Origin of the sequence: Actinoplanes sp. CA-252034, from assembly GCF_050956125.1 — a bacterium.
Lineage (GTDB): Bacteria > Actinomycetota > Actinomycetes > Mycobacteriales > Micromonosporaceae > Actinoplanes.
Window position 1 is genome coordinate 9,523,535 of sequence record NZ_CP191846.1, and the last position, 25,388, is coordinate 9,548,922.

Sequence of the window (25,388 nt, forward strand, 5' to 3'; positions counted from 1 at the left end):
ACGGCGCTCAGGGCCTGACGTGCGCCCGCACGAACGCGGTGACCTCGGCGGCCGTCTCCGGCGGCAGCGCTCCGGTCGGCACCGCGTAGAAGCCGGTCTGCCCGGTCCGGGCGATGAGCAGGCCGGGTGCCTCGTCGAGCCGGTCGACGGCCGCCCACCGGACGAAGAACTCGGTCAGGTCGGTGGTCATCCGGACACCCTGGTCGTCGATCCGGTACTCGGTGGGCCGGCTGAGCATCCCCTGGATCTTCGCGACCACGGTCCGGACGGTCAGCTCGGGCACCGCCAGGATGCACAGCAGGCCGAAGAGAACCGTGAAGATCCGCAGGACGATCTCGTCGTCCAGCGAGAACACCAGACCGAACACGATGAGCAGCGCTCCGGCCAGCCGGAAGAACCGCGCCTGCCCGCGAGTGAACCGCCGGATCGAGACGAGGAGCTGCTGCCGGGTCGGATGCGCCGAGAACGAGAAGGCGGTGTCGGTGTCCACGAATGCGAGATCATAGTGATCCGCGGTATCGATCGGGGTACCTGATGGTCGTGCGAAACGTGATCGCCGCCCTGATGCGGCCGCTGCGCGGCAAGGACGTCGCGCTGCACGCCGCCGCGATCACCTTCTACAGCGGCATCGCGGTCGTTCCGGCGGCGCTGCTGGCGATCTGGCTGACCGGCCTGCTGGTGGGCGCGGAGCGCGTACGAAATCTGACCGGAAGGACTCTCGCCGCCCTGCCGGACGAGATCGGCGCGCCCGGCGCGCTCGCCGCCCTGATCGACGCCGGGCTGGGCCTGACGCCGATGTTCGCGCTGGCCAGCCTGCTGCCGGCGACCCTGTACGGCGAGGGCCTGCGCCGCGCGTTCGCCTCCATCGCGCGTCCCGGGGAGAAGCTGGTCGGCTGGCGCGGCCGGCTGCTCTGGCTGCCCCTGCTGGCCGCCGCCCCGGCCCTGCTGCTGTCGCTGCTGCTGGCCCTGCCGTCGACGAGCGGCCTGTGGGTACGCGGCGGCTGGTGGTCGGTGCTCGGGGTGGTGCTGTCGTTCCTGGCGATCTGGCTGCTGCTGACCCCGGTGGTGATCTGGGTGTTCCGGTACGTCGCCCCGGGCCGCCCGCCGTGGCTCGCCACCGTTCTGATCGGCTCGTTCACGGCCGCGAACCTGTCCGGCTTCCTGCACGGGTTCGTGCTGTTCACGTCGCTGCCGCTAGATCTGGGAGTTCCGTTCGGCGGGCTCACCCCGGTGGGCGGTGTGGTGGCGGTCGGGTTGTGGCTCTACCTCTTCCACGTGGTGCTGCTCACCGGTTTCGCGGCGACCCGCGCCGTCGAGCCGCATTTCTCGGATGATTCGGCGAGGTCACCGAGCGCGATCACAAGATAACCTCGCGAACCATGACCCCCATTCCGGACCGCGCCGACGTGGTGATCATCGGGGCCGGCCACAACGCCCTGGTCTCCGCGATCCTGCTCGCCCGCGCCGGGCTCGACGTCGTCGTGCTCGAGGCCGCGGGCGTGATCGGCGGCGCCACCCGCACCGAACACCCCTTCCCCAAGGTGCCCGGCCTCGGCCAGTCCACCGGGTCCTATCTGCTCGGGCTGATGCCACCGGAGCTGCTGCGGACCCTCGACGTGGACATCCCCGTGCTGCGGCGCGACCCGCACTACTTCCTGCCCGGCGTCGGGGCCGGTTCGCCGTACCTCCTCTTCGGCAGTGACGGCCGGGCCAACCGCGCCCAGCTCAGCGATCGGGACGCCAAGGCCGACGAGGCGCTCTCGGTGGAGATCGGCGCGCTGCGCGCCGATCTCGCGCCGGCCTGGCTCGAGGAGCCGGCGCCGGTGGAGGAGATCGCCGACCGGCACATCCGGCCGCAGTTGCAGAGCACCTTCCTGGATCTGGTGAGCGGCTCGGTCGCCGACTACCTGGGCCGGTTCGGGTTCGCCAGTGAGCTGCTCGTCGCGATGTACGCGGTCACCGACGGCCTGTCCGGGCTGAACGCGGGGCCGGACGATCCGGGGACCGGGCACAACTTCCTGGTGCACAACATGTGCCGGCTGCCCGGCTCGGACGGGACGTGGCTGATCGCCGAGGGCGGGATGGGGACCGTGTCACGGACCTTCGCCGACGCGGCGCGGGCGGCCGGGGCGCGGATCTTCACAGATGCCCGGGTGGCCTCGGTCACCGTCGACGGCGAGGCGGCCAGTGGGGTGGTGCTCGCGGACGGGCGGGCGGTCGGGGCCCGGGTGGTTCTCGGCGGCTGTGACCCGTACCAATTGATGGGTCTTGTCCCTGATGGGATTTTGCCCGCGGCGCTGACCGAGCGGATGACCGCGGTCAAGCGGCCCGGCAGCACACTCAAGGTCAACCTCGCGCTGCGGGACCTGCCGGTCTTCGAATGCCTGCCGCCGGGCGCGCCGTCGCCGTTCGGGTCGACCATCCATCTGCTGCCCGGCGAGGGCTCGCCGATGACCAATCTGCGCAACATGTGGGCGGACGTGCAGGCCGGTGTCCTGCCGGCCGAGCCGACCATCGAGTGGTATCTGCACACCACCGTCGACCCGTCGCTGCGCGACGAGGCCGGACATCATTCCTCGGCGCTGTTCGTGCAGTCCGTCCCCTTCGAGCCTTCCGGCACATCATGGGACAAAGAGCTTCCGGGGTACGTCGACAGACTGCTCGCCATCTGTGACAGGTACGCGCCCGGCACCTCGGATCTGGTCGCCGACGTGTTCCCGCTCACGCCTCCGGGGATCGAGCAGCATTTCGGGATCACCGGTGGGCACATCCACCACGTCGACAACACCGTCGCGTTCGACAAGCGCATGCCCTACTTCACCGGGCTGGACGGGCTTTACCACGGCTCGGCCGGGGCGCACCCGGCCGGCAGTGTGATCGGCGCGGCGGGCCACAACGCGGCCCGCCGCATCCTCCGCGACATGGGGCTCTAGCCCTCTTTACTGGCCCTGATCTTGTGGCCGACGCCGGTCAGGCATCGGCCACTGGGCAGGTCGAACTTCCAGCCGTGCAGCTGGCAGGTGAGCACGTTGCCGTCGAGGACACCGAAACGGGACAGGTCGGCCTTCAGGTGCGGACAGCGCCGCTGGACCGTCCAGTCGCCGAACTGGATGTCCTCGGCGTCGACGGACTTCTCGTGCTCGTCGTACCAGCCCTCGGCGTACTGCAGGCGCTCCTCGGACAGGCACTTGAAGAACGCGTAGACGAACTCGTTGTACTGCCCGATCCGGGCCGCGGAGAAGCGGCAGGACAGGAACAGCGAGTTCACCCAGTCGCCCTCGTCGATGAAGATGAGGTGCTCGATCAGCTCACGCTGGGTGCGGAAGCGGTAGCGGACCTTCTCGTCGGCGTACGCCCGGACCTGCTTGCCCGGGAAGTCCACGACGATCGACTCGACCTCGTCGCCGTCGTAGGAGACCAGGTCGAAGCGAACCGGCCCGCCCACGCCCTTGGCCATGTAGATCGACTCCTCGAGCAGCGGCTCGATCCGCTTCTTCAGCTCCTTGAGGACGTCGATCTCCGGGTGCCGCCAGGACGCCTTCTCCGCCTCGATGATCGGACGCTTGCGCTCCCGCATCTCCTCCAGGTGCGCCTTCTTGTTGGCGAAGAACTCGTCGACCGGAGTCGGGTGCGTGGTGGTCTGCCGCGTGCCGCCGTCGGTCAGCTCGGTCACACTGCCGGGCAGCTGGACGACCGCGTTGGTGCCGCCGACCTTCGCATACTCCGTCAGGAACACCGACTGGTCCGGGAAGATGTTGCCCTCGTCGCCGTGGATGTCGTTGAACTGCCACAGCTCGTCGTCGAGGAAGCACGGCGGGCCGGCGATCGGGAAGACGAAGTCGGCCTTCAGGTCGTCGATGTAGCGCCAGGTGCGGTCGAACTGCCGCTCCCGCTTCTGCTTGCCGAACGCGGTCTTCGCGTTGTCCGGCAGCTCGTAGACCATCGGGTACCAGATGGCACCGGAGAACTGGAGCATGTGCGCGTGCACGTGGCCCAGCTCGTTGAACCGGGTCAGGTCGGCGGGACGGGCGTCGTTCTGGTTAAGGACGCGAATCCCGTCATGCTCCACCCAGAGCGCCGAGTCGCCGATCGGGCCGTCGGTCGGGCTGATCAGCGCCTGGATCATCACCTTCAGACCGCCGTCGAGCTCGTGCACCTCGTCCGACTTCGTCCGCAGGAAGCTGGTGAACCCCAGCGCCCGCAACTCGTCCTCCAGCTGGGACGTCGGGTACTCCGGCAGCAGGACGGTCGCCTTCTTGTTGACGAACCTCTTCAGGTGCTCCGCGTCGAAGTGGTCCCGGTGCAGGTGGGAGACATACAGGTAGTCGACGTCGCCCAGCGTCTCCCAGTCGAGCAGGGAGTTGTCCGGGAACGGGAACCACGAGGCGAAATACGCCGGGTTCACCCACGGATCGCACAGAATGCTGCCGGCAGCGGTGTCGATCCGCATGCTCGCATGGCCGGTGCCCGTGATCCGCACTTGATCGCTCCTCTGCTTGCTCTTTTTGACCGCCTCGAAAGTACAGCCGGGTTGGTGGGTTCCGCCCACTGACCCCGTGACAGACTGTTTTCCGATCGACCATCGACTAGGAGGTTGCCACCGTGGCTGCGGAAGAACACCACGAGGAGGTCTACGCGCCCGACCAGCTGAAGCCCGGCAACCGCAAGCGGGCTCGGAAGGGCGCGATCATCTCGGCCGCGATCATGCTGCTCTTCTTGTGGGGCAACCAGCAGGGCAACACCGAGAAGGTCTGGCTCGTCGGCATCGCGATCGGCCTCGTCGCGATCCTCATCGGCGACGCGGTCCTACGCCGCAGCGGTCTGCGCCCCAACGACCAGTAAGACCCCGGACAGCGAAAGAGGGGGCCGCGGCCCCTCTTTTCAGCATGCTTGATCACCGGCGGCGCAGCAGGATGTCCTTCACCTCACGCAGCGCGGCGTCGACCTCGGCCTCGAAGTAGCCGTTCGGCACCAGGCCGAACTGGAGCATGTCGAGATCGTTCTCGTTCACCGGCATCGGGCCGCGGCCGGTCATCGCCTGCAGGATGCCCTCGAACAGGCGGTCCACCTGCATCGGGTCGTAACCGCTGCCGAACCGGCGAGGCTGGAACGTCCTGCGCAGCTGGTCCACCCGGTACAGCTCGCCACCCGGCTCACCCAGCGGCGGGCCGACCTGCGGCTGCTGAGGCTGCTGTGGCGGCTGACCGTAACCGCCGCCCCCGCCGTACGGCGGGCCGCTCATCGGAGCACCCGGCATCGGCGAACCCGGCATGGCCATCGGGGAGCCCGGCATCGGAGCGCCCGGCATCTGCTGCCCGTAGCCGCCACGCGGATCACGGTCCGGCATGCGGATCTCGGCGGTCATGTCCGTCTTACCGTGCCGGCCAGCCTCGAAACCGTCGTAACCGCCCTGGTCGAACCCACTCGGGTCGTAACCGGGCGGCGGGCCGGAACGCTGCGGCAGCTGTGAGGGCGGGGGCATCTGCTGGCCGTAGCCCGTCGGCTCGTCATACCGCCCGTACGGGTCGGGGCCCGGCGGAAGCTGTTGCTGCTGCTGGCGCTGCGGCATCTGGGGCGGCATCATCCGGTCGTCGCGCATCGGCGCGGGGAGCCGCTCGGTCGGCGGCGACGCCATCTGGGCCGCCGGGTTCATCCCCGGGGCGCCTCCACCCGGGCCACCGAATCCGCCCGGACCACCACGACTCGGCATCCCCTGCGGCTGCATGCCCGGGCCGGGCGGGAAGCCACCCTGTCCCTGGGGAAAGCCCTGCACCTGCGGGCCGGCGCCGGCGGGCCCGCGGTCGAAGCCGCCGCGGTCGAAGCCCTGGCTCTGGCTCATCGCCGGAGGACCGGAGACCGAGCCGGCCGTGAGGCCGCTGCGCATCGAGTCGCGCATCGAGTCCACCGGACGGCCGCCCCGCTCCTCGAACTCGGCGAGCTGGCGCTCCACCCGGTCCAGGTGCAGGTCGACCTGCCACTCGTCATAGCCGCCGAAGCGCACCCGGAAGACGACGTCGTGCACCTCCTGTGCACCGACCGGCGGGCCGACCTGCTCACCGGCCAGGGTCGCCTCGACCCGGTCCAGGAACGCATCGACCTCGTCGACCTTGTAGCCACGCCGCAGCGCACGCCTTCGGAAACGCTGCCCCTGACTCGTCACAACGTCTCCCACTCCGCTCGCTGGGACCTGCGCCCAGTCACTGTGCCACCTCCGCGTCGGCTGCGGCGCCCCCTGCGCTCGCGTCCGTCAGCTCACCCGCGGCCAGCTGGCCGCATGCGCCGTCGATCTCCCGCCCCCGGGTATCGCGAACCGTCGTCGAGACACCGGCCTCCTGCAACCGGCGGACGAACTCGCGCTCGACCGGTTTCGGGCTCGCATCCCACTTACTACCCGGCGTCGGGTTCAGCGGGATGAGATTCACATGGGCCAGCTTGCCTCTCAGAAGACGGCCGAGCAGGTCGGCACGCCAGGGCTGATCGTTTACGTCCCTGATCAGGGCGTATTCGATGGAAACCCGACGGCCGGTCTGTGCCGCGTAGTCAAACGCGGCGTCGAGCACCTCGGCCACCTTCCAACGCTGGTTGACGGGCACAAGCTCATCGCGCAGATCATCATCGGGGGCGTGAAGTGACAGCGCAAGAGTCACGGAGAGCTGTTCAGCGATCAACCGCCGCATAGCGGGCACCAAACCCACCGTGGACACCGTGATGTGCCGTTGTGAGAGCCCGAGGCCCTCCGGAGCGGGTGCGGTCAGCCGCCGCACCGTCTCGATCACCCGGGGATAGTTGGCCAGCGGCTCGCCCATCCCCATGAAGACCACCCGGGACAGCCGCGGCGGGGAACCGGTCACCGCGCCCGAGGCGGCCACCCCGGCGAGATAGACGACCTGGTCCACGATCTCCGCCACCGACAGGTTGCGGGTCAGGCCCTGCTGGCCGGTCGCGCAGAACGGGCACGCCATGCCGCACCCGGCCTGGCTGGAGACACAGGCCGTCACCCGGTCGGGGTAACCCATCAGGACGCTCTCCACGAGCGCGCCGTCGTGCAGCCGCCACAGTGTCTTGCGGGTCGCGCCGTCGTCGCACGCCTGCTCACGGATGGGGGTGAGCAGGGTGGGCAGCAGGTCCGCGGTCAGCCTGTCGCGCGAGCCGGCCGGCAGGTCGGTCATCTCGGCGGCATCCCGCACCAGGCGGCCGAAGTAGTGGGTGGAGAGCTGCTTGGCGCGGAACGCGGGCTCGCCCAGGCTGGTGACCGCGCTCTTACGGCCGGCGAGATCCATGTCGGCGAGATGGCGCGGAGGCATGCTGGGGCGGCGGCGTGTTTTCACCGCGTCGGGCTGATCGGGACTGATCGGGATGACCGGAAGAATCGTCATGGCGTATCCAGTCTCCCACGTCCGCCGAGTAGGTCGCCCACAGCTAGCTCGGCGTGATGATCGAGAAGAACAGGTACGCGGTCGGGACGGCGAACAGGATCGAGTCGAGACGATCCATCAGGCCGCCGTGCCCGGGCAGCAGATTGCTCATGTCCTTGACCTTCAGATCCCGTTTGAGCATCGACTCGGCCAGATCACCGAGGACCGCCACGACCGAGATGGCCGCGCCGAACAGCAGGCCCCAGTGGACGGGGATCTCCAGCAGGAAGAAGAGCAGGGCGCTGCTGCCGATCGCGGCGGCCGTCACCGAGCCGGCGAAACCCTCCCACGACTTCTTCGGACTGATCTTCGGCGCCATCGGATGCTTGCCCAGGAAGACGCCGGAGGCGTAGCCACCCGTGTCCGAGAGCACCACGGCGACCAGGGTGCAGATCACCATGATCGGCCCGTCGTCGGCGTCCAACCGGGCCAGCATCGCCGCGAAGCTCAGCAGGAAGGGGCCGTAGACGGCGATCAGCACGCTCGGCGTGAAGTCACGGCGGACCGCCGCCACTCCGTCGGCCAGCCGCCACAGAACGGCGGCGCCCACCGTCACCAGCAGGCCCAGGACCAGGGCATCGGCCCCCTCGAACCATGCCAGGCCGGTCATCAGCACGCTGCCCACGAGAAGCGGGATCAACGGCGGGTTGGCACCCGTGGTGGACAGCGCGCGGGCCATCTCCCAGGCGCCGACACCGGACGCCACCACCAGCACGGCCAGCAGCGCGATCGGCTGGATCAGCAGCGAGGCGAGCACGACCAGGCCCAGGCTCAGACCGACCGCGATGGCCGCGGGCAGATTACGGCCGGCTCGGCCACCGCCCTGCGGCTTGCGGCCCCGGCCGGCCCGGCGACGGCCCGGACCGCCCTCCCCACGTGTCGGCTCGCTCATCGGCTCCGCCCCGGAATACGCGGAAACGGCCTCGGGGCGCCGGAGAGCGGCATTGGGGTCCTCTGACTCATGGAAGTACGGCGCCGGCACGCTGGTGTCGTCGCCGGGGATCTGCCGGGCACGGGGATCGACGTAGGACATCAGACCTCGGGCGGGGTGGTGGGCGGGAGCGCCGCCGGACGCACTGACAAAGCCGGACCCCTACCTACTTCTCACACTCACTGGAACCGTGCAGAGCGTACTGCAAAGGTGACGCCTGAACAGCTCTCGAGATGGCGGGCAATTTGACCGCCCGTGAACCGGCACTGGCCGAACAGGGGAGAAGCCCGGCCCCCTCCACCGGAGGTGCGCCGGGCTCCATCCGATGCTCAGACCTCGAGGAGCTCGGCTTCCTTGTGCTTGACGAGCTCGTCGATGATCCCGACGTAGCGGTGCGTGAGGTCGTCGAGTTCCTTCTCCGCCCGACGGCCGTCGTCCTCGCCGGTCTCGCCGTCCTTGACCAGCTTGTCGATCTGGTCCTTGGCCTTGCGGCGCACGTTACGGATCGCGACCCGCCCGTCCTCGGCCTTGCCCCGGGCCACCTTGATCATTTCTCGGCGGCGCTCCTCCGTCATCTGCGGGAGGTGGATGCGCAGCTGCGTACCCTCGTTGTTGGGGTTGACACCCAGGTCGGAGTCACGGATCGCCCGCTCGATCGGGCCCAGCTGGGACGCGTCGTAAGGCTTGACGATGACCATGCGCGGCTCCGGGACACCGACCGACGCCATCTGCGTCACCGGTGTGGGCGCGCCGTAGTAGTCGACCAGGATCTTGGAGAACATCGCGGGAGTGGCCCGGCCGGTCCGAATGGCGGCGAACTCCTCCTTGGCGTGCTCGACCGCGCTCTCCATCTTCTCCTCGGCCTCGAAGAGGGTTTCCTCGATCACCGGCTCTTCTCGCCTCCTTGCTGTCTTCGGTGGTGCGGGATGTGGGGACGTATGAGACGCGACCGTCAGTCGGCGGTGATCAGGGTGCCGATCCGCTCGCCGGCGCACGCACGCACGATGGTGTCGTCGCCCTCCGCGCCGAAGATCAGCATCGGCAGTTTGTTCTCCTGGCAGAGGCTGAAGGCGGCCTGGTCGGCCACTCGCAGCCCGCGCAGCAGAACCTCCTGGAAGGTGATGGATTCCAGTTTCTGAGCGCTGGGGTCGATCCGCGGGTCGGCGGTGTAGACGCCGTCGACGCCGTTCTTGCTCATCAGCACCATGTCGGCCCGGATCTCCAGCGCACGCTGGGCGGTGACCGTGTCGGTGGAGAAATACGGCATGCCGGCGCCCGCGCCGAAGATCACGACGCGGCCCTTCTCCAGGTGACGGATGGCCCGCAGCGGGAGGTAGGGCTCGGCGACCTGGGCCATCGTGATGGCGGTCTGCACGCGCGTCTCGATGCCCTCCTTCTCCAGGAAGTCCTGGAGGGCCAGGCAGTTCATCACCGTGCCGAGCATGCCCATGTAGTCGGCCCGGTTACGGTCCATACCGCGTTTCTGCAGCTCGGCGCCGCGGAAGAAGTTGCCGCCGCCGACCACGACCGCGACCTGGATGCCACGCCGGATGACGGTGGCGATCTGCTTTGCCAGCGACTGCACCACGTCGGGCTCGACACCCACGTCGCCGCCGCCGAACACCTCGCCGGAAAGCTTGAGGACGACCCGCCGTGGGCGCATGGTCGGCAGGCTCTGATCGTCGGCCGTGGCGGACTGCTCGGTCAGCATCGTCATGAGACCCGCCTTCCCTTCTCCATCTGTCAAGAGACCTTATGCGACCGGGAGGCCGGGCGCTCAATCGCGTACCCGACCTCCCGACGCATTGCTTTCGGTGCTGCCTTACTCCTGGCCGACCTCGAACCGGACGAACCGGGTGATCTCGATGCCCGCCTCGGTGGCGATCTGCTTGACCGTCTTCTTGTTGTCGACGACCGAAGCCTGCTCCAGCAGGACGAAGTCCTTGAAGAAGGAGTTCACCCGGCCCTCGATGATCTTGGGCAGAGCCTGCTCCGGCTTGCCCTCCTCACGAGCGGTCTGCTCGGCGACGCGGCGCTCGGTCTCGACGACCTCGGCCGGCACCTCCTCGCGGCTCAGGTACTTCGGCCGCATCGCGGTGATCTGCATGCCGATGCCCCGGGCGTCCGAGTCGGCCGCCTCGTCGTCCTTGCCGGTGTACTGCACCAGGACGCCGACCTGCGGCGGCAGGTCCTGAGCCTTGCGGTGCAGGTAGACCGCGACGGTGCCGTCGACGATCGTGAAGCGGTTGACGACGATCTTCTCGCCGATCTTCGCGGCGTACTCCTCGACGGTGTCGGCGACGGTCTTGCCGTCCTCGAGCGTCGCGGCGAGCAGCGCGGCGGCGTCAGCGATCTTGTTCTGCTCGCCGAACTCGACGAACCGCTGGCCCAGCGCGACGAAGTCGGGGGTCTTGGCGACGAAGTCGGTCTCGCAGTTCAGCTCGAGCAGCGCGCCGCCCGAGTGGCTCACGATGCCGTTGGCGGCCGTACGGCCGGCCCGCTTGCCGACGTCCTTCGCACCCTTGACCCGCAGGAACTCGACGGCCTTCTCGAAGTCGCCCTCGGACTCCTCCAGCGCCTTCTTGCAGTCCATCATGCCGGCACCGGTGAGGTCGCGGAGCTTCTTGACGTCCGCGGCGGTGTAGTTAGCCATGACTCTTCTCTCGATGATCAGTCGGGATTCGGCCGCCGCCGCCAGCAGCGGCGACGGCCGGAGGCAATCGGGACGACTTACTCAGCCGGGGCGGCGGCAGCGGCGACCGGGGTGGCCTCCGCCTCGGCCGGGGCCTCAGCCGGAGCAGCCTCAGCCGGGGCGGCCTCGGCGGCGACGGGCTCGTCGGCCTTCTTCTCGGCGCCCTCGTAGAGGTCGCGCTCCCACTCGGGCAGCGGCTCGCCGGCGGCGACGGTGCCCGCCTCGGGCTTCTCGTCGGCGTTGCCACGGCCACGGCCGGACCGCTTGATCAGACCGTCGGCGACCGCGGCCGCGATGACCTTGGTCAGCAGCTCGGCGGAGCGGATCGCGTCGTCGTTGCCCGGGATCGGGAAGTCGACCTCGTCCGGGTCACAGTTGGTGTCCAGCACGGCGATGACCGGGATGTTGAGCTTCCGGGCCTCGTCGACCGCGATGTGCTCCTTCTTGGTGTCCACGACCCAGATCGCCGACGGCGTCTTGGTCATGTCACGCAGACCACCGAGGGTCTTGGTGAGCTTGGTCTTCTCGCGGAAGAGCTGGAGGGTCTCCTTCTTGGTGTAACCCGCGGCGGTGCCGGTCAGGTCACCCAGAGCCTCGAGCTCCTTCATGCGCTGCAGACGCTTGTACACGGTCTGGAAGTTGGTCAGCATGCCGCCGAGCCAACGGTGGTTCACGTACGGCTGACCGACCCGCGTCGCCTGCTCGGCGATGGCCTCCTGGGCCTGCTTCTTGGTGCCGACGAAGAGGATGTGGCCACCCTCGGCGACGGTGTCCCGCACGAAGCTGTACGCCTTCTCGATGTATTCGAGGGTCTGGCGCAGGTCGATGATGTAGATCCCGTTGCGCTCAGTCATGATGAAGCGCTTCATCTTCGGGTTCCAGCGCCGGGTCTGGTGCCCGAAGTGGACACCGCTCTCCAGCAGTTGGCGCATGGTCACGACGGCCATGGTGGTGACTCCCTGATCTTCCCTGGTTATACGCTCACCGACGATGAGCGTCCTGGTGCCTGGTCAGTGGCCACAGTCGGACCCGACGGAATCGGGACCAGGGAGGGCCACCGCCTCCGGCCGTCGCTGATGGTCAGCGCTCGGATCCGCAGGAGGGCACGCGAGGTCGACCGCGCAGGCGGTCGCCGTCGACAAGCATACGCCAACCCGGTCGCCGGGCCGGTCCGGCCTCACACCTAGCACACCAGCCACGGCCACGGCCCGGTCATCCACATCACCGGCCGGTCCACAGGACGTCCCGCACGGCGGCCGGAAGCCTGTGAAGGTGCCGGGCCATGACGACTCAGCGACGGGCGGTCGGCGCCTACGGCGAGCGGCTGGCCGCCCGGCACCTCCAGGAGATCGGTCTCACACTGCTGCAGCGCAACTGGCGCTGTGCCGACGGCGAGATAGATCTCATCCTGCGCGACGGCCCCGACCTGGTCTTCTGCGAGGTGAAGACCCGGCGTACGGCGGCCTTCGGCCCGCCGGCGGCAGCGGTCGATCACCGCAAGGTGCGCCGGTTACGGCATCTGGCCACCCGCTTCCTCACCGACTCGGGAGTACGAGCGGAGCGCATCCGTTTCGACGTCGTGGAGGTCCTGCCGCAACGCCGGGGCGCCACCCGCCTGGTCCACATCCGGGACGCGTTCTGATGAGCTACGCACGAGTCCTCTGCGCCGGGCTGCTCGGCGTCGCCGGACACCTCGTCGAGGTCGAGGCCGACCTCTCCAACGGACTGCCCACCCTCCTGCTCACCGGCCTGCCCGACACCGCCCTCAACGAGGCCCGCGACCGGGTGCGCGCCGCCATCGTCAACTCCGGGCGCGACTGGCCCAACCGGCGGATCACCGTCAACCTGCTGCCCGCGGCCCTGCCGAAACACGGCTCCGGCTTCGACCTCGCGATCGCCGTCGCCGTGCTCGCCGGGGCCGGTGAGCTGCCGGCGACCCGCCTCGACGGGGTCGCGCTCATCGGCGAGCTCGGCCTCGACGGGACCGTCCGGCCGGTGCGTGGCGTCCTGCCGATGGTCGCCGCGGCGGCACAGGCCGGCATCAGCCGGGTCATCGTGCCGGTGGCCAACGCCTGCGAGGCGACCGTGGTGCCCGGCGTCACGGTGCGCGCGGTGGACACCCTGCACCGGCTCGTCGAGTTCGCCCAAGGGTCCGGGACGCTGCTGGACCCTCCGGCCGTGCCGCCCGCGCCACCGCCCGCCGGCCCCGACCTGGCCGACCTCGCGGGCCAGGAGATCGGACGGTACGCCCTGGAGATCGCCGCCGCCGGCGGTCACCACCTCGCCCTCTTCGGACCGCCCGGCGCCGGCAAGACGATGCTGGCCGAGCGGCTCCCGTCGATCCTGCCGGAGCTCGACGACGAGGCGGCCCTCGAGGTCACCGCCCTCCAGTCGATCGCCGGGGTGCTGCCCGCCGACGGGCGCCTGGTCCGGCGGCCACCGTTCCAGGCCCCGCACCACAGCTCCAGTCTCGCCGCCCTAGTCGGCGGTGGCTCCGGACTCGTCCGGCCCGGCGCCCTCTCCCTGGCCCACCGCGGCGTCCTCTTCCTCGACGAGGTGCCCGAGATGAGCCGGGCCACCCTGCAGGCGCTGCGGCAGCCGCTGGAGAGCGGACGGGTCGTGCTGTCCCGCGCCCGCGGCACCACCGAATACCCTGCCCGCGCCCAGCTCGTCGTCGCCGCGAACCCCTGCCCGTGCGCCTCACCGGCCGGCGACCACGCCTGCCACTGCCCGCCCACGGTGCGGCGGCGCTACCTCGGGCGGCTGTCCGGGCCCCTGCTCGATCGCATCGACATGCGGGTCAACCTGCTCCCGGTGCGGGCCGCGCAGCTGATGGCCGACTCCGCGCCCGCCGAACCGTCCCGGGCCGTCGCCGCACGGGTGGCCCGCGCCCGCGAGTCGGCGGCCGCCCGCTGGGCCACGAACGGGTGGCGGGTCAACGCCGAGGTGCCCGGGCCGGTCCTGCGCCGTGCCCCCTGGCGGCTGCCGGCCCGGGACACGGCGGTCCTGCACGGCGCGCTGGACCGGGGCGCGCTGTCCGCCCGCGGCTACGACCGCTGTCTACGGCTCGCCTGGACCGTGGCCGACCTCGACGGACGGGACCGGCCGTCGGAGGGCGACGTGTGCGAGGCCTACCAGCTGCGGATGGGAGAGGCGGCCGGCCGTGTCCCGAAGTGACTGCCTCCTGGCGTACCCCTTCTCCCCCCTGCGTCTCCGCTGCCGCGCCGCCCTCCCGGCGGCCCTCGTCTCTCCCCCGACGCTTTCGGCTTCCTCACCCGGCGCCACCCCATCTGCTTGCCGGGGCGCCTCGCCGGGCGCCCGGACATCGCCTTCCGCCGCTCCTCTCTCCGCGGCATCGACCTCCACAGCACCGCCCACCGCGGCTCTTCATTCAGCGGCACCTCATTCCGCGGCTCTTCACTGCGCGGCACCGCCTTCCGCCGCTCTTCACTTCGCGGCTCCTCATTCCGCGGCACCGCCTCCCGCCGCTCTTCACTCCGCGGCACCGACCTCTGCCTTCGGGGGGCGTTTTCGCTCCCTCTTGGGGTGGCGGCCCGCGTTGTTCCCCTCTTTCGATCGGAGCGTCTCGTGACGATTTCGGCACCCGCTCCCGGCATGGCCGGGGCCTGTCCGCCCGGCGGCCCGGAGGACCGGGCCGCCCGCGTCGCGCTGACCTGGCTCGCCGAACCCGGCAACCGGGCCGTCTGGACGCTCGTGGAGCAGGCCGGGGCCCCGGCCACGCTGGACCGGCTGCTCGGCGGCGACATTCCGGACACCCGGCTGCGGGCCGCGGTCGCCGCCCGTTCGGCGGCCGGCGACGCCCGCCGGATGGCGGAGATCGCTATGCGCCGGGCCGAGCGCCTCGGCGCCCGCCTCGTGGTGCCGTCCGACGACGAGTGGCCACGACGAGTCGCCGACCTGGCGACCCTGGAGTTGGACACCGGCGGCCGGATCAACGCCGACACCCGCCCACCGCTCTGCTTCTGGGTCCGCGGATCGTGGCCGCTCGGCGAGGCGCTGGAACGATCCGTCGCGATCATCGGCGCACGGGCCGCCACGAACTACGGCATCCACGTGACCGGCGAGCTCGCGTCGGCGATCAGCCGGAATGGATGGACCGTGCTGTCCGGGGGCGCGTTCGGGATCGACGCGGCCGCCCATCGTGGGGCACTGAGCGCGGGCGGCCGTACCGCCGCGGTCCTCGCCTGTGGCATCGACCGTCCCTACCCGGCCGGGCACACCTCACTGTTCGACCGGATCGCCGAGTCCGGCCTGCTCGTGAGCGAATGGCCGATCGGCGCCGAGCCTCTGCGGCACCGGTTCCTGATCCGGAACCGGGTCATCGCGGCCGCCACGGCCGGCACGGTCGTCGTCGAGGCGGCCGCCCGCAGTGGCGCCGCACAGACGATGAACCGCGTGCTGGCGCTCGACCGGCCGGCGATGGTCGTTCCCGGGCCGGTGACTTCCGCGATGTCGGTCGGGTGCCACGAGATCCTGCGGAACAATCCGTACGCACGGGTGGTCACCTGCGCCGACGAGGTGCTCGAGGAGATCGGACGGATCGGTGAGTACTACGCCGAGGCGCCACGCGGCCCCGAGCGTCGCCACGATCACCTGGACGAGGAGACCGCCCTCGTCCTGGAGACGCTGCCACGCAACGGCTCGGTGACTCCGGAACGGATCGCGGCCGAGGCACGGCTGGACCTGCGCACGGTGCTGCGACGGCTGTCGCTTCTCGAGATCGCGGGGCTGGTGGTGCGTACCGCAGATGGTGTCGCCCTCGCCCCCGCCCCGGGACGGAAACGGCATGATGCCGGCTGAACGGACATCCGGCATCATGCTGAAGGCATGGTTGAGACCGGCCCGCCACCGAACGGCCGCCGCCTCAGCGACGACCGGCGCCGAGCCGGTCGATGGTCACCACGGTGACCGGACGGGTCAGTCCTCGGACTCGTCCAGGTCCCGGCGGTGGACCTTCATCCATGCCTCGACGTCCTCCGTCAGCCATACCTTGCCCTGAGCAAGATCGGCCACCGGCTTCGGAAAGTCGGCACGGCTGGTGATCTGGTACGCCCGTTGTCGGCTCACTCCGCCCAGACGGATACGGATCTCGTGTGCGCCCATGAGGCGGATCGGCTTCACTCCCACATGATCGACCGTAGGCGCGGGACTATTAGTCTCTGACAAAGTTGTTAGGAGACAGCTAGTCCTCGGCCTATTAAGGTGGTCCCATGCCTAGCAGTCGCCGGCCTAGTGATCCGGTACCCCATCATCCGAACCATCGGCGTGACTGGCGCACCCTGTGGCGCCGCTGCATTTGCGGGCTTCCGGCGCCGTGCATCGACCGGTTCCCGCCACCGCCACCACCGCCGTATCCACGACCTGCGCATCCTGATGCCGACCTGCGCAAACCCGGTGGTGGCGGTGTCTATCGCTCCCGGTCTGCGCCGCCCGGGGCAGGCGTCTCACCGCTCCCGGACGGCCCGACCCGGCCGGCCCATCCGGACGCGACCGTGGGCCGCGCAGGCCGGCTCACTCCAGCCCAGGAACACCGCGTCAACCAGGGCGCCCGGCGGCGAAACCGTCGCCAGCCTCGCAGTCACTGACGTCCGATGGCCGAGCGGCCGATCACTTTCGGGGGAATCTTGTCCACCACACCGGAGCCCGAGCACCTGCACGACCGTCCGCACTGGCGTTGCCGCACATGCGATGGCCCGTGGCCGTGCCCGGTGGCTCGCGAGCGGCTTCTCGAGGAGTACACGGCTTACCCCTCGCTGCTGAAGATCTACCTGGCCGCCCAGATGTACGAGGCGTTCGACGATCTGGCCGCCGACGAGCAGTCACTGCCCCTGAATCTGTACGAGCGTTTCCTGGCCTGGGCCCGAAGCCGACCATCCGTCTGAGGCCACCCGTCTGAGGCCACCCGTCTGAGGCCACCCGTCTGAGGCCACCCGTCTGAGGCCAGCCGTCTGAGGCCACCCCTCCGGAGCCGCTCGACCGCGCCCGGCTCAACCGCCGACCCGGCCACCAGCCCGAGACTTCGGCTCAGCTGTCGACATGCTTGGCCACCCGGCTCTATCGCCCGCCACGCCGCGCCCGGCGGAGGCCGTATCAAGTCACCGGCGGCAAGCTTGGCGCGACGTCTGCGCTCCCCGACGAGCCCACGCCGCTCGGTCGTCTCACCGCGACAGCCCCGCGCAGGCACCCCGCACGGCTCTGGCTTCACTCCCCCGAGCCCCAGGCGGCGAACCGACCCGGAACTGACCGGCACGAAGAAGGCACAGCGTGAACCGGCAGCCCTCGGGCAACACAGCGTTTACGGGCTGACGGAGGTCAGACTTCTGCGCGGGTTGGCGTAAACCGAGTCGGGCTGAGGCCGGAGCCAAGCACAGCCGGACCAGCCGACCGGGCAAATCGGCCGGACCAGCCGACCAGCGGGCCCAGCCAGACCAGCCGACCAGCCAAATCAGCCGGATCGGCGCGGCCCCGGCGAACCAGCGGGACCAGCGGGACCAGCGGGACCAGCCGAGCCCGGCGAACCAGCGAACCGGCGGGACCAGGCGGACCGCCGGATGATGTTTGTGGTGGGCGTGGGGTCAGGTGCGGGTTCGGCGGTGGTGGCCTCGGCCGGCGTGCCAGGACTCGATCACCAAGTGGTCGGCGGGAGTGCCGACGTACGTCAGGGCCACCTCCTCGATGTCGAGACGGAAGAAGGCGGCGTCGACGTGGGGTGTGTCCGGTGGGGGTGGGATCTCGACGGCGCGGCCGGACAGTTTGGCGTCGCCCGGGCCGGCGGACGGGTTGTCGGCCGGTGGCTCCAGGGTCGGGCTGTGCATCGCGATCCGCGGGTCGCGGCGCAGGTCTCGCAGCTTCATCGAATCGGGCATCGACCCGAACGTGATGTCGCCGTCGGTGAACTGGGCCTCGGAAGCGCTGATCCGGGGTGAGCCGTCACGGCGCAACGTGGCGATGGTCTTGTTGGTGCCCGCCTCGAAGAGTGCCCGCACACGGGCCGCGAACTCCGGGGCGTCCTTCTCGATGTCCTCCCAGCGTGCCATGGGACCGACGCTAGACCCCGGGTACGACAGAAATGCTTGACTGACGGCTCTGCTCGATGGACGGTCTGAGGCGATGCGGATTCGGGAACTGCACGAACGACTTCCGGTGGCCCTGCGCTCGGCGGTGGACGACTTCGGTCGGCACCTCGCCGTGGTGGAGGGACGGTCGGAGCACACCGTTCGGGCCTATGTCGGGGATGTCGTGTCGCTGCTCGATCATGCGGTGGCCGAGGGCCGGGGCGTCGTCGTCGAGTTGGACATCACGGTTCTTCGCGGGTGGCTCGCGGCCCGGATGGGGTCGGGCGCCGCGCGGTCGTCGCAGGCGCGGCGGGCCGCGGCGGCACGAGCCTTCACCGGGTGGGCGCACCGTACCGGTCTCGCGCCGGACGATCCGGGCGCCCAGTTGGCCAGTCCACGCGCTCACCGCGGCCTGCCCACTGTTCTTAGCGCGGACCAGGCCGCCAGCCTGATGAACCCACCGACGCGGGAAGAACCCGGGAGGACCCGGAACATCACCCGCGAGAGCGGGAAGGACACCGCGGCCGCTCAGCAGGGCGCGAGGACAGCCGGAGAAGAGACCGGGGAAGACGCGGGAACGGCCGCGGGAAACGCGAGAACAGCCCAGAGAGACGCGGGAACGGCCGGGGAGAGCGGTGAGGCGGCCCCGCGGGAGGCTGGGGCGGGCGGGGACGGTCTGGAGATCCGGGATCGGGCGGTTCTCGAGTTGCTCTACGCCACCGGTATCCGGGTCGCGGAGCTCTGTTCGCTGAATCGGGCCGACGTCGATCACGCCAGGCAGGTGGTTCGGGTGTTCGGGAAGGGCGCCAAGGAACGGGCCGTCCCGTTCGGGCATCCGGCACGGCGGGCCCTGGACGCCTGGCTGCGCCTCGGCCGCCCGGCGCTGGTCAACCGGTCCAGCCGGGACGCCCTCTTCCTCGGGGTGAAAGGTGGGCGCCTGCAGCCGACCGTGGTGCGACGGATCGTCGCGGACGCCGCCCGGGCCGCCGGCCTGCCGCACACCAGCCCACACGATCTGCGGCACTCGGCGGCGACGCATCTGCTGGACGGCGGCGCCGACCTGCGGGCGGTGCAGGAGCTGCTGGGGCACAGTTCGCTGGCGAGCACACAGATCTACACACATGTGTCGACCGAGCGGCTGCGTGCGGCGTTCAATCAGGCGCATCCACGGGCCTGACATCGTACGATCCACAGCATGAGCGCCCCGGCCGGAGCACCACCGCAACCGATTCCCGGCGCGCGACTCCTGTTCTCGCTGGATCCGTCGGTGTCCTACCTGAACCATGGCTCGTTCGGCGCGCTCCCCATCAGCGTGCAGCGTGTCCAGCAGCGGCTACGGGACGAGATGGAGTCGAACCCGCTGCGGTTCTTCGCCGTCGGCCTGGAGGACCGGATCGTCCACAGCCGACGGCACCTGGCGGGCTTCCTGGGAGCGGACCCGGACGGCAGCGCGCTGATCCAGAACACGACGGCAGCGGTGTCGATGATCCTCCAGTCGGTGCGGCTCGGCCCGGCGGACGAGGTGCTGCTCACCGATCACGCCTACGGGGCGGTCACGATGGCGGTCCGCAGCCGGTGCCGGCGGGCCGGGGCCAGTGCGCGGACGGTGGCGGTGCCGCTGGGCTTGCCCGCGCGCGACGTGGTGGCCAGGATCCGGGCGGCCCTGCGCCCCGGCCGCACCAGGTTGCTGGTCATCGACCAGGTCGCGTCGGCGACGGCGACCCTCTTTCCGGTACGGGAGATCTGCGCCGCCGCCCGCGAGCACGACATCCCGGTGCTCGTGGACGCCGCTCACGTGCCGGGCATGCTGCCGGTCGACGTGTCCGCGATCGGCGCCGACTTCTGGGTGGGGAACCTGCACAAGTGGGGCTGGGCGCCCCGTGGCACGGCGCTGATGACCGTGGCCCCGGCCTGGCGCCGCCGCATGGAGCCACTGGTCGTCTCGTGGGCTCATGACGAGGGATATCCGGGCGCGATCGAGTTCCAGGGGACCGTTGACTACACGCCCTGGCTCGCCGCTCCGGCCGGGATCTTCACACTGCGGACGCTCGGCCCGGAGGCTGTCCGGGAGCACAACGAGACGCTTGTCACGTACGGCCAGAGGGTTGTCGGTGAGGCTCTCGGCCTCGCGCCCGCCGACCTGCCGCACCCCGGCGGACCTGGGGTCGCCATGCGGGTGGTGCCGCTGCCGGCGGGGCTGGCGTCGACAGCGCCGGAAGCGCAAGCGTTGCGGCAGCACATCGCCGACAAACTGGCCACGGAGGTCGCGGTGAACGCGTGGGGCGGCCGTGGCCTGCTGCGGTTGAGCGGCCAGGTCTACAACCGCCCGGAGGAGTACGACGTGTTCGCCGAGCGGCTGCCCGGCCTCCTGACCGCCTACCAGCGCTGACCCGCCGGGTGATCGGCACCGACCGCAAGGGCCGAACGGCGCCCGAACCCGGGCGGCGAGATCAAGACCGGACAGCAGACCAAGACGGTCCGCGGACCAGGACCGGACAGCAGACCGAAAGCGTGCGGCGGGCCAAGACCCGGCGGACCAGGACCGGACGGCGGACCAGGACCGCACAGCAGACCGAAAGCGTGCGGCGGACCAGGACCGGACAACGGACCAAGAGCGTGCGGCGGACCAGAACCGGATTACGGGTCAAGGCTTGTCGAGGGGAAGCAGCCGGACCCGCCCGAGGCCGACCAGCGCCAGCGGGTCCAGATAGACGTCGCCCCGGCGCAGGCCCCAGTGCAGGCAGGCGGCCTGCGGGCAGCCGGGATGTCCGGCCTCGACGGCGCCGATCGGATCGCCGGCCGCGACGATCTCGCCGGCCCGGACGGTTGCGGTGACCGGCTCGTACGTCGTCCGCAGCCCACCGGCGTGAAGGATGCTGACCACGCCCCGCCCGGCGATCGCCCCGGCATGGACGACGAGGCCTCCGCCGGCGGCCCGCACCCGGGCGCCCGTGGGCACGCCGAGGTCGACGCCGCGATGGCCGGCCAGCCACGGCTCAGGGGGTGGATCGAACCGCCGCAGCACCACGGGCGGCAGCACCGGCCACTGATAGGACGGCACCACCCCGAAGGTGGGCAGCAGAAGCAGGACGACGGCGAGAACGGGCATGCCACCGAGCCTGCCGGGCCGCGGCCCGTGTCGCGACCGCCCCTGTGGACAGCCGCCGACTGTGGATGACCGTCAGCCGCCGAAACCTGGCTCGTCGGGCAACGAGATGTCCGGTTTTTCCAGCTCTTCGACGTTGACGTCCTTGAACGTCATCACCCGCACGTTCTTCACGAAGCGCGCCGGCCGATACATGTCCCACACCCAGGCGTCGTGCATCTCGACCTCGAAATACACCTCGCCGTCGGAGTTACGCACGTGCAGGTCGACCTGGTTGGCCAGGTAGAACCGGCGCTCGGTCTCCACAACGTAGGAGAACTGGCGGACGATGTCGCGGTACTCCCGGTAGAGCTGCAGCTCCATCTCGGTCTCGTACTTCTCGAGATCCTCTGCGCTCATCGTGTCTCGCCCTCCATGGCACTATCTTCCCCCACCGACGGCGACGGCTGAGGCTGCTCGCCCGACGCCACGCCGACGGTACCCTCAGCCGCTTGGAGAATCAGCAGCGGCTCGGTAACGGATACGTCGAACAGCGCAGGCGGCGGGTCGGCCGGGCGACGCGCCCGTGGGGGCCGGTTGCCGCGGCCGGATGCCGCGGCGACGTTCACATACGAGAATCGGTGCTCCGAGCAGGGCCCGTGCGTGGTCAGCGCGGTGCTGTGCTCCTCGGTGATGTAGCCCTTGTGCACCGCGAACCCGTAGTCGGGGAACCTCGCGTCGAGCTCGACCATGAGCCGGTCCCGGGTGACCTTGGCGAGGACGCTGGCGGCCGCGACACAGGCGGCGACCCGGTCGCCCTTCCACACGGCGAGGCCGGGCACGCCGAGGCCGTCGACCGGGAAACCGTCGGTCAACACGTAGTCCGGGCGGACGTCGAGGGAGGCCAGTGCCCGCCGCATCGCCGCCAGGTTGCAGACGTGCAGGCCACGGGCGTCGACCTCGGTCGGCGGAATGATCATCACGGACCAGGCGAGGGCCTTGGCGACCACGTGCTCGTAGACCCGCTCCCGGGCGGCCGCGGTCAGCAGTTTCGAGTCGGCGAGGCCGGGGATCTCGCCGCGTCTGCCCTCCGGCAGGATCGCGGCGGCCGCCACGAGCGGACCGGCGCAGGCGCCGCGGCCGGCCTCGTCGGCGCCGGCCACGTGTCGGAAGCCCCGGCGCTGCAGCGCCTGCTCCAGCGCATACAGCCCGGCCTCACGACGGACGACGGTACGGGGTGGGGCCAGCATCTCAGAACACCTCGCTCCCGCGGACGACGACACGCGACAGGGCCGGCCACTCAAGGCGCCCCGCCGAAGCGGCGCCCGCACGCGGCGACGTCCGCCCCGAAAGGCACCGGGCGACGACGGCGCGCCGCGAAGCCCGCCACGAAAGGCGCTCCGCGACGGAAACCTGCGGTGAGGTCCGCCGCGGAGGGCACTCGGCGACGGCAGCGCGCGGTGAGGTCCGCTGCGGGAGGCACTCGGTCACGGCGACGACGGTACGCGGTGGGGCCGGCATTTCAGGAATCCTCGGTCACGGCGTCGACGGTCAGCCCTCGCAACAGGGCGGCCAGGTCGATCGGGAAGATCTCCTCGTGGCTGGCCTCGATCTCGGCGGCCGACCACCATCGGTGCTCGGTGATGGTGAGGCGTTCCTCCTCGTCCATACCGGCGGTGTCGACCTGCCAGTCGGGCACCCGTAACAGGAAGAAGTCCTGCTCCTGCCGATACTGCCGGCCGTCGTAGGAGAACTCGGTCACCTCGTGCCGGACCGGCTCGCCCAGCCGGTCGGGTGTCACCCGCAGCCCGGTCTCCTCGAACAACTCGCGGCAGGCGGCGGCGACGGTGGTCTCACCCTCGTCGAGGCCGCCGCCGGGCGTGAACCACCAGCGCAGCCCGGGCCTCGCCGGGTCGCCGCCGTGCAACAGCAGCACCCGACCGGCCAGATCGACCAGGAGGACCCGGCCGGCGCGGCGGTCAATCACCTCGGTCACGCGACCAACCCTATTGCGCGAGTGTTACTTGACCGCGTCGGGGATGGCGTCGAACTCGTCCGGGACCGACAGCCAGGTCGCCCGGTTGACCGGCCAGAAGATCGTGAAGGCGCGGCCGACGACCGAGTCGATCGGCACCGTCGCCTCGTTGATCTTGCCCGCTTCATCGGTGGAGCTGCTGTCGATGTAGTGCTGGAGCGAGTCACCGGACGCCTCCCGGTGGTCACCCATCACCCAGAGCCGGCCGACCGGCACGGTGATGTTGAAATTCTGACTGGCGACCTGGTTGCGGGTGCCGTCGGACTCGACGTAGACATACGACTCGTCGATGGACGTGCCGTTGATCTTCAGACGGTGCTGCTCGTCACAGCAGACGACGTTGTCGCCCGGCTGGCCGATGACCCGCTTGATGAAGTCCTCGCCCTCGGTGCCGGACTGCCAGACGCCGGGCGCCTTGAACACGATGATCTCGCCCCGGCGGGGCTCACGGAAGTCGTAGACGAGCTTGTTGACCAGGACCCTGTCCCACAGCTCCAGGGTGTGCTGCATCGAAGGCGACGGGATGTAGAACGTCTGCAGCACGAAGGCGCGCACCAGGACGGCGACGAGGATCGCCACCCCCAACAGGATGGGAAGCTCACGCCAGAAAGATCCCTGACGCTTCTCGGTCTGCTCGTCAATCACGCTCGGAGCCTACGTCGTCTCGTCCATGACGACATGCCGGAACGCGCGGATAAAACGACACCGAGCAGAAGGGGGAACACGTTTGTGGCCACAACCGGCTTCTCTTCGCGCATCGGAATCGGATGAGCCGCGGCGGCCGAAGGGTACTGCTGGGCGAACTGGCGCCAGACATCCGGCACGTCCAGACTGGTGAACCGCTCGCTGGGCCAGACCACCACGAACGCCCGGCCGATGATGTTCTCGATCGGCACCGTTCCCTGGCAGCGTGCGTCCTGGGAGACCTTGCGATGGTCGCCCATCACGAACATCTCACCCGGCGGGACGGTCACCTCGTTGAACCGGCGGCTCGTGCACTGGTCGGCGATCGGCGGCTGGCTCAGATCGGAGTTGAAGCCCTCGTCGATGTACGCCTCGTCGATGCCCACCCCGTTGACGGTGATCCGCCCGCCGGAGTCACAGCAGGCGACCTTGTCACCCGGGAGCCCGATCACCCGTTTGATGAAGTCGCGCTCACCTGGACGGCTGACCCCGACCAGGTCGCCGACCGTCCGGCCGAGCTTGGCGAGGAAGGTGTTGCTGACCTCCTCGGTCACCTCGGGCGCCCAGTCGTCGGTCCCGCGGAACACCACGATCTCGCCGCGCAGCGGATCGCGCATGTCGTAGACGACCTTGTTGACGAGCACCCGGTCCTTGATCTCCAGGGTGCTCTGCATCGACCCCGAGGGGATGTAGAACGCCTGGACCAGGAACGTCCGGATCAGCACCGCCAGACAGAACGCCACGACCAGTAGCAACGGAAGTTCCTGCCAGAGAGGCATCTCCTTCCGCACCACACCGCGCCGGCGTCGTGCCGGTCGATAGCCTTCCATCGGATCCACGCTTCGCATCTCCCGCCGCCTACCGGCCGAACCGCCCCCGGATACAGCACTACCGCCCGAGTTTCCCGGCTAGGGAGTTTTACGGGCGGTAGGACTGGAATGGTTCACCTACAGCGCATCCGGCACGGGCGCAAGCTTAGTTGGCCGTCGCCCGTCCCGGAAACACCGCGGAGATCAGACGGTCTGCTTCTCCCGAAGCTCCTTGATCTTCGCCTTCTTGCCACGCAGCTCGCGCAGGTAGTAGAGCTTGGCGCGGCGGACATCACCGCGGGTGATGACCTCGATCCGGTCGATCGCCGGGCTGTTGAACGGGTAGGTCCGCTCGACACCGACGCCGAAGCTGATCTTGCGGATCTTGAAGGTCTCCCGGAGGCCGGAGCCCTGACGGGCGATCACGACGCCCTGGAAGACCTGGACACGGGACCGGTTACCTTCAACGACCCGGGCGTGCACCTTGAGCGTGTCACCGGCCCGGAAATCCGGGAGGTCGGTGCGCTGCGACTGGGCGTCAAGAGCGTCCAGCGTGTTCATCGCTGCATCCTCGTACTAAGAGCGCACCGGAAGTCGGTACGCGAATGGGCATTCTGATCCCCCGCCACTCCAAGGGATCCTCGTGCTCAGCTCACGGTGT

At 69.9% G+C, this 25,388-nt stretch carries 27 protein-coding genes and 1 pseudogene; 10 read left to right on the top strand and 18 right to left on the bottom strand.

Translation table 11 applies throughout. The features are described 5' to 3' along the window. Window positions 1–7 precede the first annotated feature (7 nt). Window positions 8–490, bottom strand: coding sequence for a YcxB family protein (locus ACQPZW_RS42960; protein ID WP_433791764.1), 483 nt, complete (start codon window positions 488–490; stop codon window positions 8–10). Between the two features lie 44 nt (window positions 491–534). On the opposite strand from ACQPZW_RS42960, the gene ACQPZW_RS42965 reads away from it, so the two are divergent. Together ACQPZW_RS42965 and ACQPZW_RS42970 are read left to right on the top strand one after the other, a co-directional pair. Next, window positions 535–1,368 carry a YhjD/YihY/BrkB family envelope integrity protein gene (locus ACQPZW_RS42965; RefSeq protein ID WP_433791765.1) on the top strand — a complete coding sequence of 278 codons (834 nt, stop codon included), beginning with the start codon at window positions 535–537 and terminating at the stop codon, window positions 1,366–1,368. An 11-nt stretch (window positions 1,369–1,379) separates the two neighbouring features. Continuing rightward, window positions 1,380–2,933 carry a phytoene desaturase family protein gene (locus ACQPZW_RS42970; RefSeq protein WP_433791766.1) on the top strand — a complete coding sequence of 518 codons (1,554 nt, stop codon included), beginning with the start codon at window positions 1,380–1,382 and terminating at the stop codon, window positions 2,931–2,933. Here the strand turns inward: ACQPZW_RS42970 and ACQPZW_RS42975 are convergent. After that, entirely contained in the window at window positions 2,930–4,480 is a 1,551-nt protein-coding gene (locus tag ACQPZW_RS42975; RefSeq protein WP_433791767.1) for a Rieske 2Fe-2S domain-containing protein, read from the bottom strand. The genes ACQPZW_RS42970 and ACQPZW_RS42975 overlap by 4 nt on opposite strands. 122 nt (window positions 4,481–4,602) lie before the next feature. Between ACQPZW_RS42975 and ACQPZW_RS42980 the strand changes: the two genes are divergently transcribed. Further along, on the top strand, window positions 4,603–4,842 hold the full coding sequence (locus ACQPZW_RS42980; protein WP_433791768.1) for a DUF2631 domain-containing protein: 240 nt from the start codon (window positions 4,603–4,605) through the stop codon (window positions 4,840–4,842). A 52-nt stretch (window positions 4,843–4,894) separates the two neighbouring features. On the opposite strand, the gene ACQPZW_RS42985 is transcribed toward ACQPZW_RS42980, so the two are convergent. The 7 genes from ACQPZW_RS42985 to rpsB form a co-directional block, all read right to left on the bottom strand. Further along, window positions 4,895–6,160 carry a DivIVA domain-containing protein gene (locus tag ACQPZW_RS42985; RefSeq protein ID WP_433791769.1) on the bottom strand — a complete coding sequence of 422 codons (1,266 nt, stop codon included), beginning with the start codon at window positions 6,158–6,160 and terminating at the stop codon, window positions 4,895–4,897. 37 nt (window positions 6,161–6,197) lie between these two features. After that, a complete protein-coding gene (gene rlmN / locus ACQPZW_RS42990) occupies window positions 6,198–7,376 on the bottom strand; it encodes a 23S rRNA (adenine(2503)-C(2))-methyltransferase RlmN (protein ID WP_433791770.1) in 1,179 nt (392 codons plus the stop codon). A gap of 43 nt (window positions 7,377–7,419) precedes the next feature. Next, complete coding sequence (locus ACQPZW_RS42995) at window positions 7,420–8,448, bottom strand: phosphatidate cytidylyltransferase (RefSeq protein WP_433791771.1); 1,029 nt, start codon at window positions 8,446–8,448, stop codon at window positions 7,420–7,422. Between the two features lie 227 nt (window positions 8,449–8,675). Further along, window positions 8,676–9,233, bottom strand: coding sequence for a ribosome recycling factor (gene frr, locus ACQPZW_RS43000; protein ID WP_433791772.1), 558 nt, complete (start codon window positions 9,231–9,233; stop codon window positions 8,676–8,678). A gap of 65 nt (window positions 9,234–9,298) precedes the next feature. Then, window positions 9,299–10,009 (bottom strand): UMP kinase, encoded by a 711-nt coding sequence (gene pyrH / locus ACQPZW_RS43005; protein WP_360286285.1) that lies wholly within the window; start codon window positions 10,007–10,009, stop codon window positions 9,299–9,301. A gap of 159 nt (window positions 10,010–10,168) precedes the next feature. Beyond that, window positions 10,169–10,999 carry a translation elongation factor Ts gene (gene tsf / locus ACQPZW_RS43010; RefSeq protein ID WP_433791773.1) on the bottom strand — a complete coding sequence of 277 codons (831 nt, stop codon included), beginning with the start codon at window positions 10,997–10,999 and terminating at the stop codon, window positions 10,169–10,171. 77 nt (window positions 11,000–11,076) lie between these two features. Continuing rightward, window positions 11,077–11,985: a 30S ribosomal protein S2 gene (rpsB, locus tag ACQPZW_RS43015; protein ID WP_433791774.1), complete on the bottom strand. Its 909-nt coding sequence runs from the start codon at window positions 11,983–11,985 to the stop codon at window positions 11,077–11,079. 335 nt (window positions 11,986–12,320) lie between these two features. On the opposite strand from rpsB, the gene ACQPZW_RS43020 reads away from it, so the two are divergent. The 4 genes and pseudogenes from ACQPZW_RS43020 to ACQPZW_RS43035 all read left to right on the top strand — a co-directional run bounded on the left by ACQPZW_RS43020 (window position 12,321) and on the right by ACQPZW_RS43035 (window position 15,859). Beyond that, complete coding sequence (locus tag ACQPZW_RS43020; protein ID WP_433791775.1) at window positions 12,321–12,680, top strand: YraN family protein; 360 nt, start codon at window positions 12,321–12,323, stop codon at window positions 12,678–12,680. Continuing rightward, window positions 12,680–14,215 (top strand): YifB family Mg chelatase-like AAA ATPase, encoded by a 1,536-nt coding sequence (locus ACQPZW_RS43025; protein WP_433791776.1) that lies wholly within the window; start codon window positions 12,680–12,682, stop codon window positions 14,213–14,215. Before ACQPZW_RS43020 ends, ACQPZW_RS43025 begins: the two co-directional genes overlap by 1 nt. A 117-nt stretch (window positions 14,216–14,332) precedes the next feature. Beyond that, window positions 14,333–14,440: pseudogene (locus ACQPZW_RS43030) on the top strand (hypothetical protein); the annotation flags it as partial. A gap of 213 nt (window positions 14,441–14,653) precedes the next feature. Continuing rightward, window positions 14,654–15,859 carry a DNA-processing protein DprA gene (locus tag ACQPZW_RS43035; RefSeq protein ID WP_433797796.1) on the top strand — a complete coding sequence of 402 codons (1,206 nt, stop codon included), beginning with the start codon at window positions 14,654–14,656 and terminating at the stop codon, window positions 15,857–15,859. Between the two features lie 117 nt (window positions 15,860–15,976). Here ACQPZW_RS43035 and ACQPZW_RS43040 read toward each other — a convergent pair whose 3' ends face one another. Next, window positions 15,977–16,162, bottom strand: coding sequence for an AlpA family phage regulatory protein (locus ACQPZW_RS43040; RefSeq protein WP_052164533.1), 186 nt, complete (start codon window positions 16,160–16,162; stop codon window positions 15,977–15,979). A gap of 605 nt (window positions 16,163–16,767) precedes the next feature. Between ACQPZW_RS43040 and ACQPZW_RS43045 the strand changes: the two genes are divergently transcribed. Continuing rightward, entirely contained in the window at window positions 16,768–16,941 is a 174-nt protein-coding gene (locus ACQPZW_RS43045) for a flavin reductase (RefSeq protein WP_433791777.1), read from the top strand. Window positions 16,942–17,634: 693 nt separating this feature from the next. Here ACQPZW_RS43045 and ACQPZW_RS43050 read toward each other — a convergent pair. Beyond that, the gene (locus ACQPZW_RS43050; protein ID WP_433791778.1) at window positions 17,635–18,096 is read right to left on the bottom strand and encodes a pyridoxamine 5'-phosphate oxidase family protein; all 462 of its coding nucleotides are present in this window, start codon (window positions 18,094–18,096) and stop codon (window positions 17,635–17,637) included. Between the two features lie 73 nt (window positions 18,097–18,169). Between ACQPZW_RS43050 and ACQPZW_RS43055 the strand changes: the two genes are divergently transcribed. Beyond that, the gene (locus tag ACQPZW_RS43055) at window positions 18,170–19,291 is read left to right on the top strand and encodes a tyrosine recombinase XerC (protein WP_433791779.1); all 1,122 of its coding nucleotides are present in this window, start codon (window positions 18,170–18,172) and stop codon (window positions 19,289–19,291) included. 18 nt (window positions 19,292–19,309) lie between these two features. After that, complete coding sequence (locus ACQPZW_RS43060; protein WP_433791780.1) at window positions 19,310–20,503, top strand: aminotransferase class V-fold PLP-dependent enzyme; 1,194 nt, start codon at window positions 19,310–19,312, stop codon at window positions 20,501–20,503. A gap of 255 nt (window positions 20,504–20,758) precedes the next feature. On the opposite strand, the gene ACQPZW_RS43065 is transcribed toward ACQPZW_RS43060, so the two are convergent. From ACQPZW_RS43065 to rplS, 7 genes are all read right to left on the bottom strand, one after another. Further along, window positions 20,759–21,223, bottom strand: a complete 465-nt coding sequence (locus tag ACQPZW_RS43065) for a murein hydrolase activator EnvC family protein (protein WP_433791781.1) — start codon at window positions 21,221–21,223, stop codon at window positions 20,759–20,761. Window positions 21,224–21,295: 72 nt separating this feature from the next. Then, entirely contained in the window at window positions 21,296–21,619 is a 324-nt protein-coding gene (locus tag ACQPZW_RS43070; RefSeq protein WP_067505225.1) for a DUF2469 domain-containing protein, read from the bottom strand. Continuing rightward, a complete protein-coding gene (locus tag ACQPZW_RS43075) occupies window positions 21,616–22,449 on the bottom strand; it encodes a ribonuclease HII (protein WP_433791782.1) in 834 nt (277 codons plus the stop codon). The genes ACQPZW_RS43070 and ACQPZW_RS43075 overlap by 4 nt, the downstream gene beginning before the upstream one ends. 272 nt (window positions 22,450–22,721) lie before the next feature. Beyond that, entirely contained in the window at window positions 22,722–23,195 is a 474-nt protein-coding gene (locus ACQPZW_RS43080; protein ID WP_433791783.1) for an NUDIX hydrolase, read from the bottom strand. A gap of 24 nt (window positions 23,196–23,219) precedes the next feature. After that, entirely contained in the window at window positions 23,220–23,879 is a 660-nt protein-coding gene (gene lepB / locus ACQPZW_RS43085; RefSeq protein ID WP_433791784.1) for a signal peptidase I, read from the bottom strand. Further along, window positions 23,876–24,766 (bottom strand): signal peptidase I, encoded by an 891-nt coding sequence (gene lepB, locus ACQPZW_RS43090; protein WP_433791785.1) that lies wholly within the window; start codon window positions 24,764–24,766, stop codon window positions 23,876–23,878. Before lepB (ACQPZW_RS43090) ends, lepB (ACQPZW_RS43085) begins: the two co-directional genes overlap by 4 nt. Window positions 24,767–24,931: 165 nt before the next feature. Then, the gene (gene rplS / locus ACQPZW_RS43095; RefSeq protein WP_433791786.1) at window positions 24,932–25,288 is read right to left on the bottom strand and encodes a 50S ribosomal protein L19; all 357 of its coding nucleotides are present in this window, start codon (window positions 25,286–25,288) and stop codon (window positions 24,932–24,934) included. Window positions 25,289–25,388: the final 100 nt, after the last annotated feature.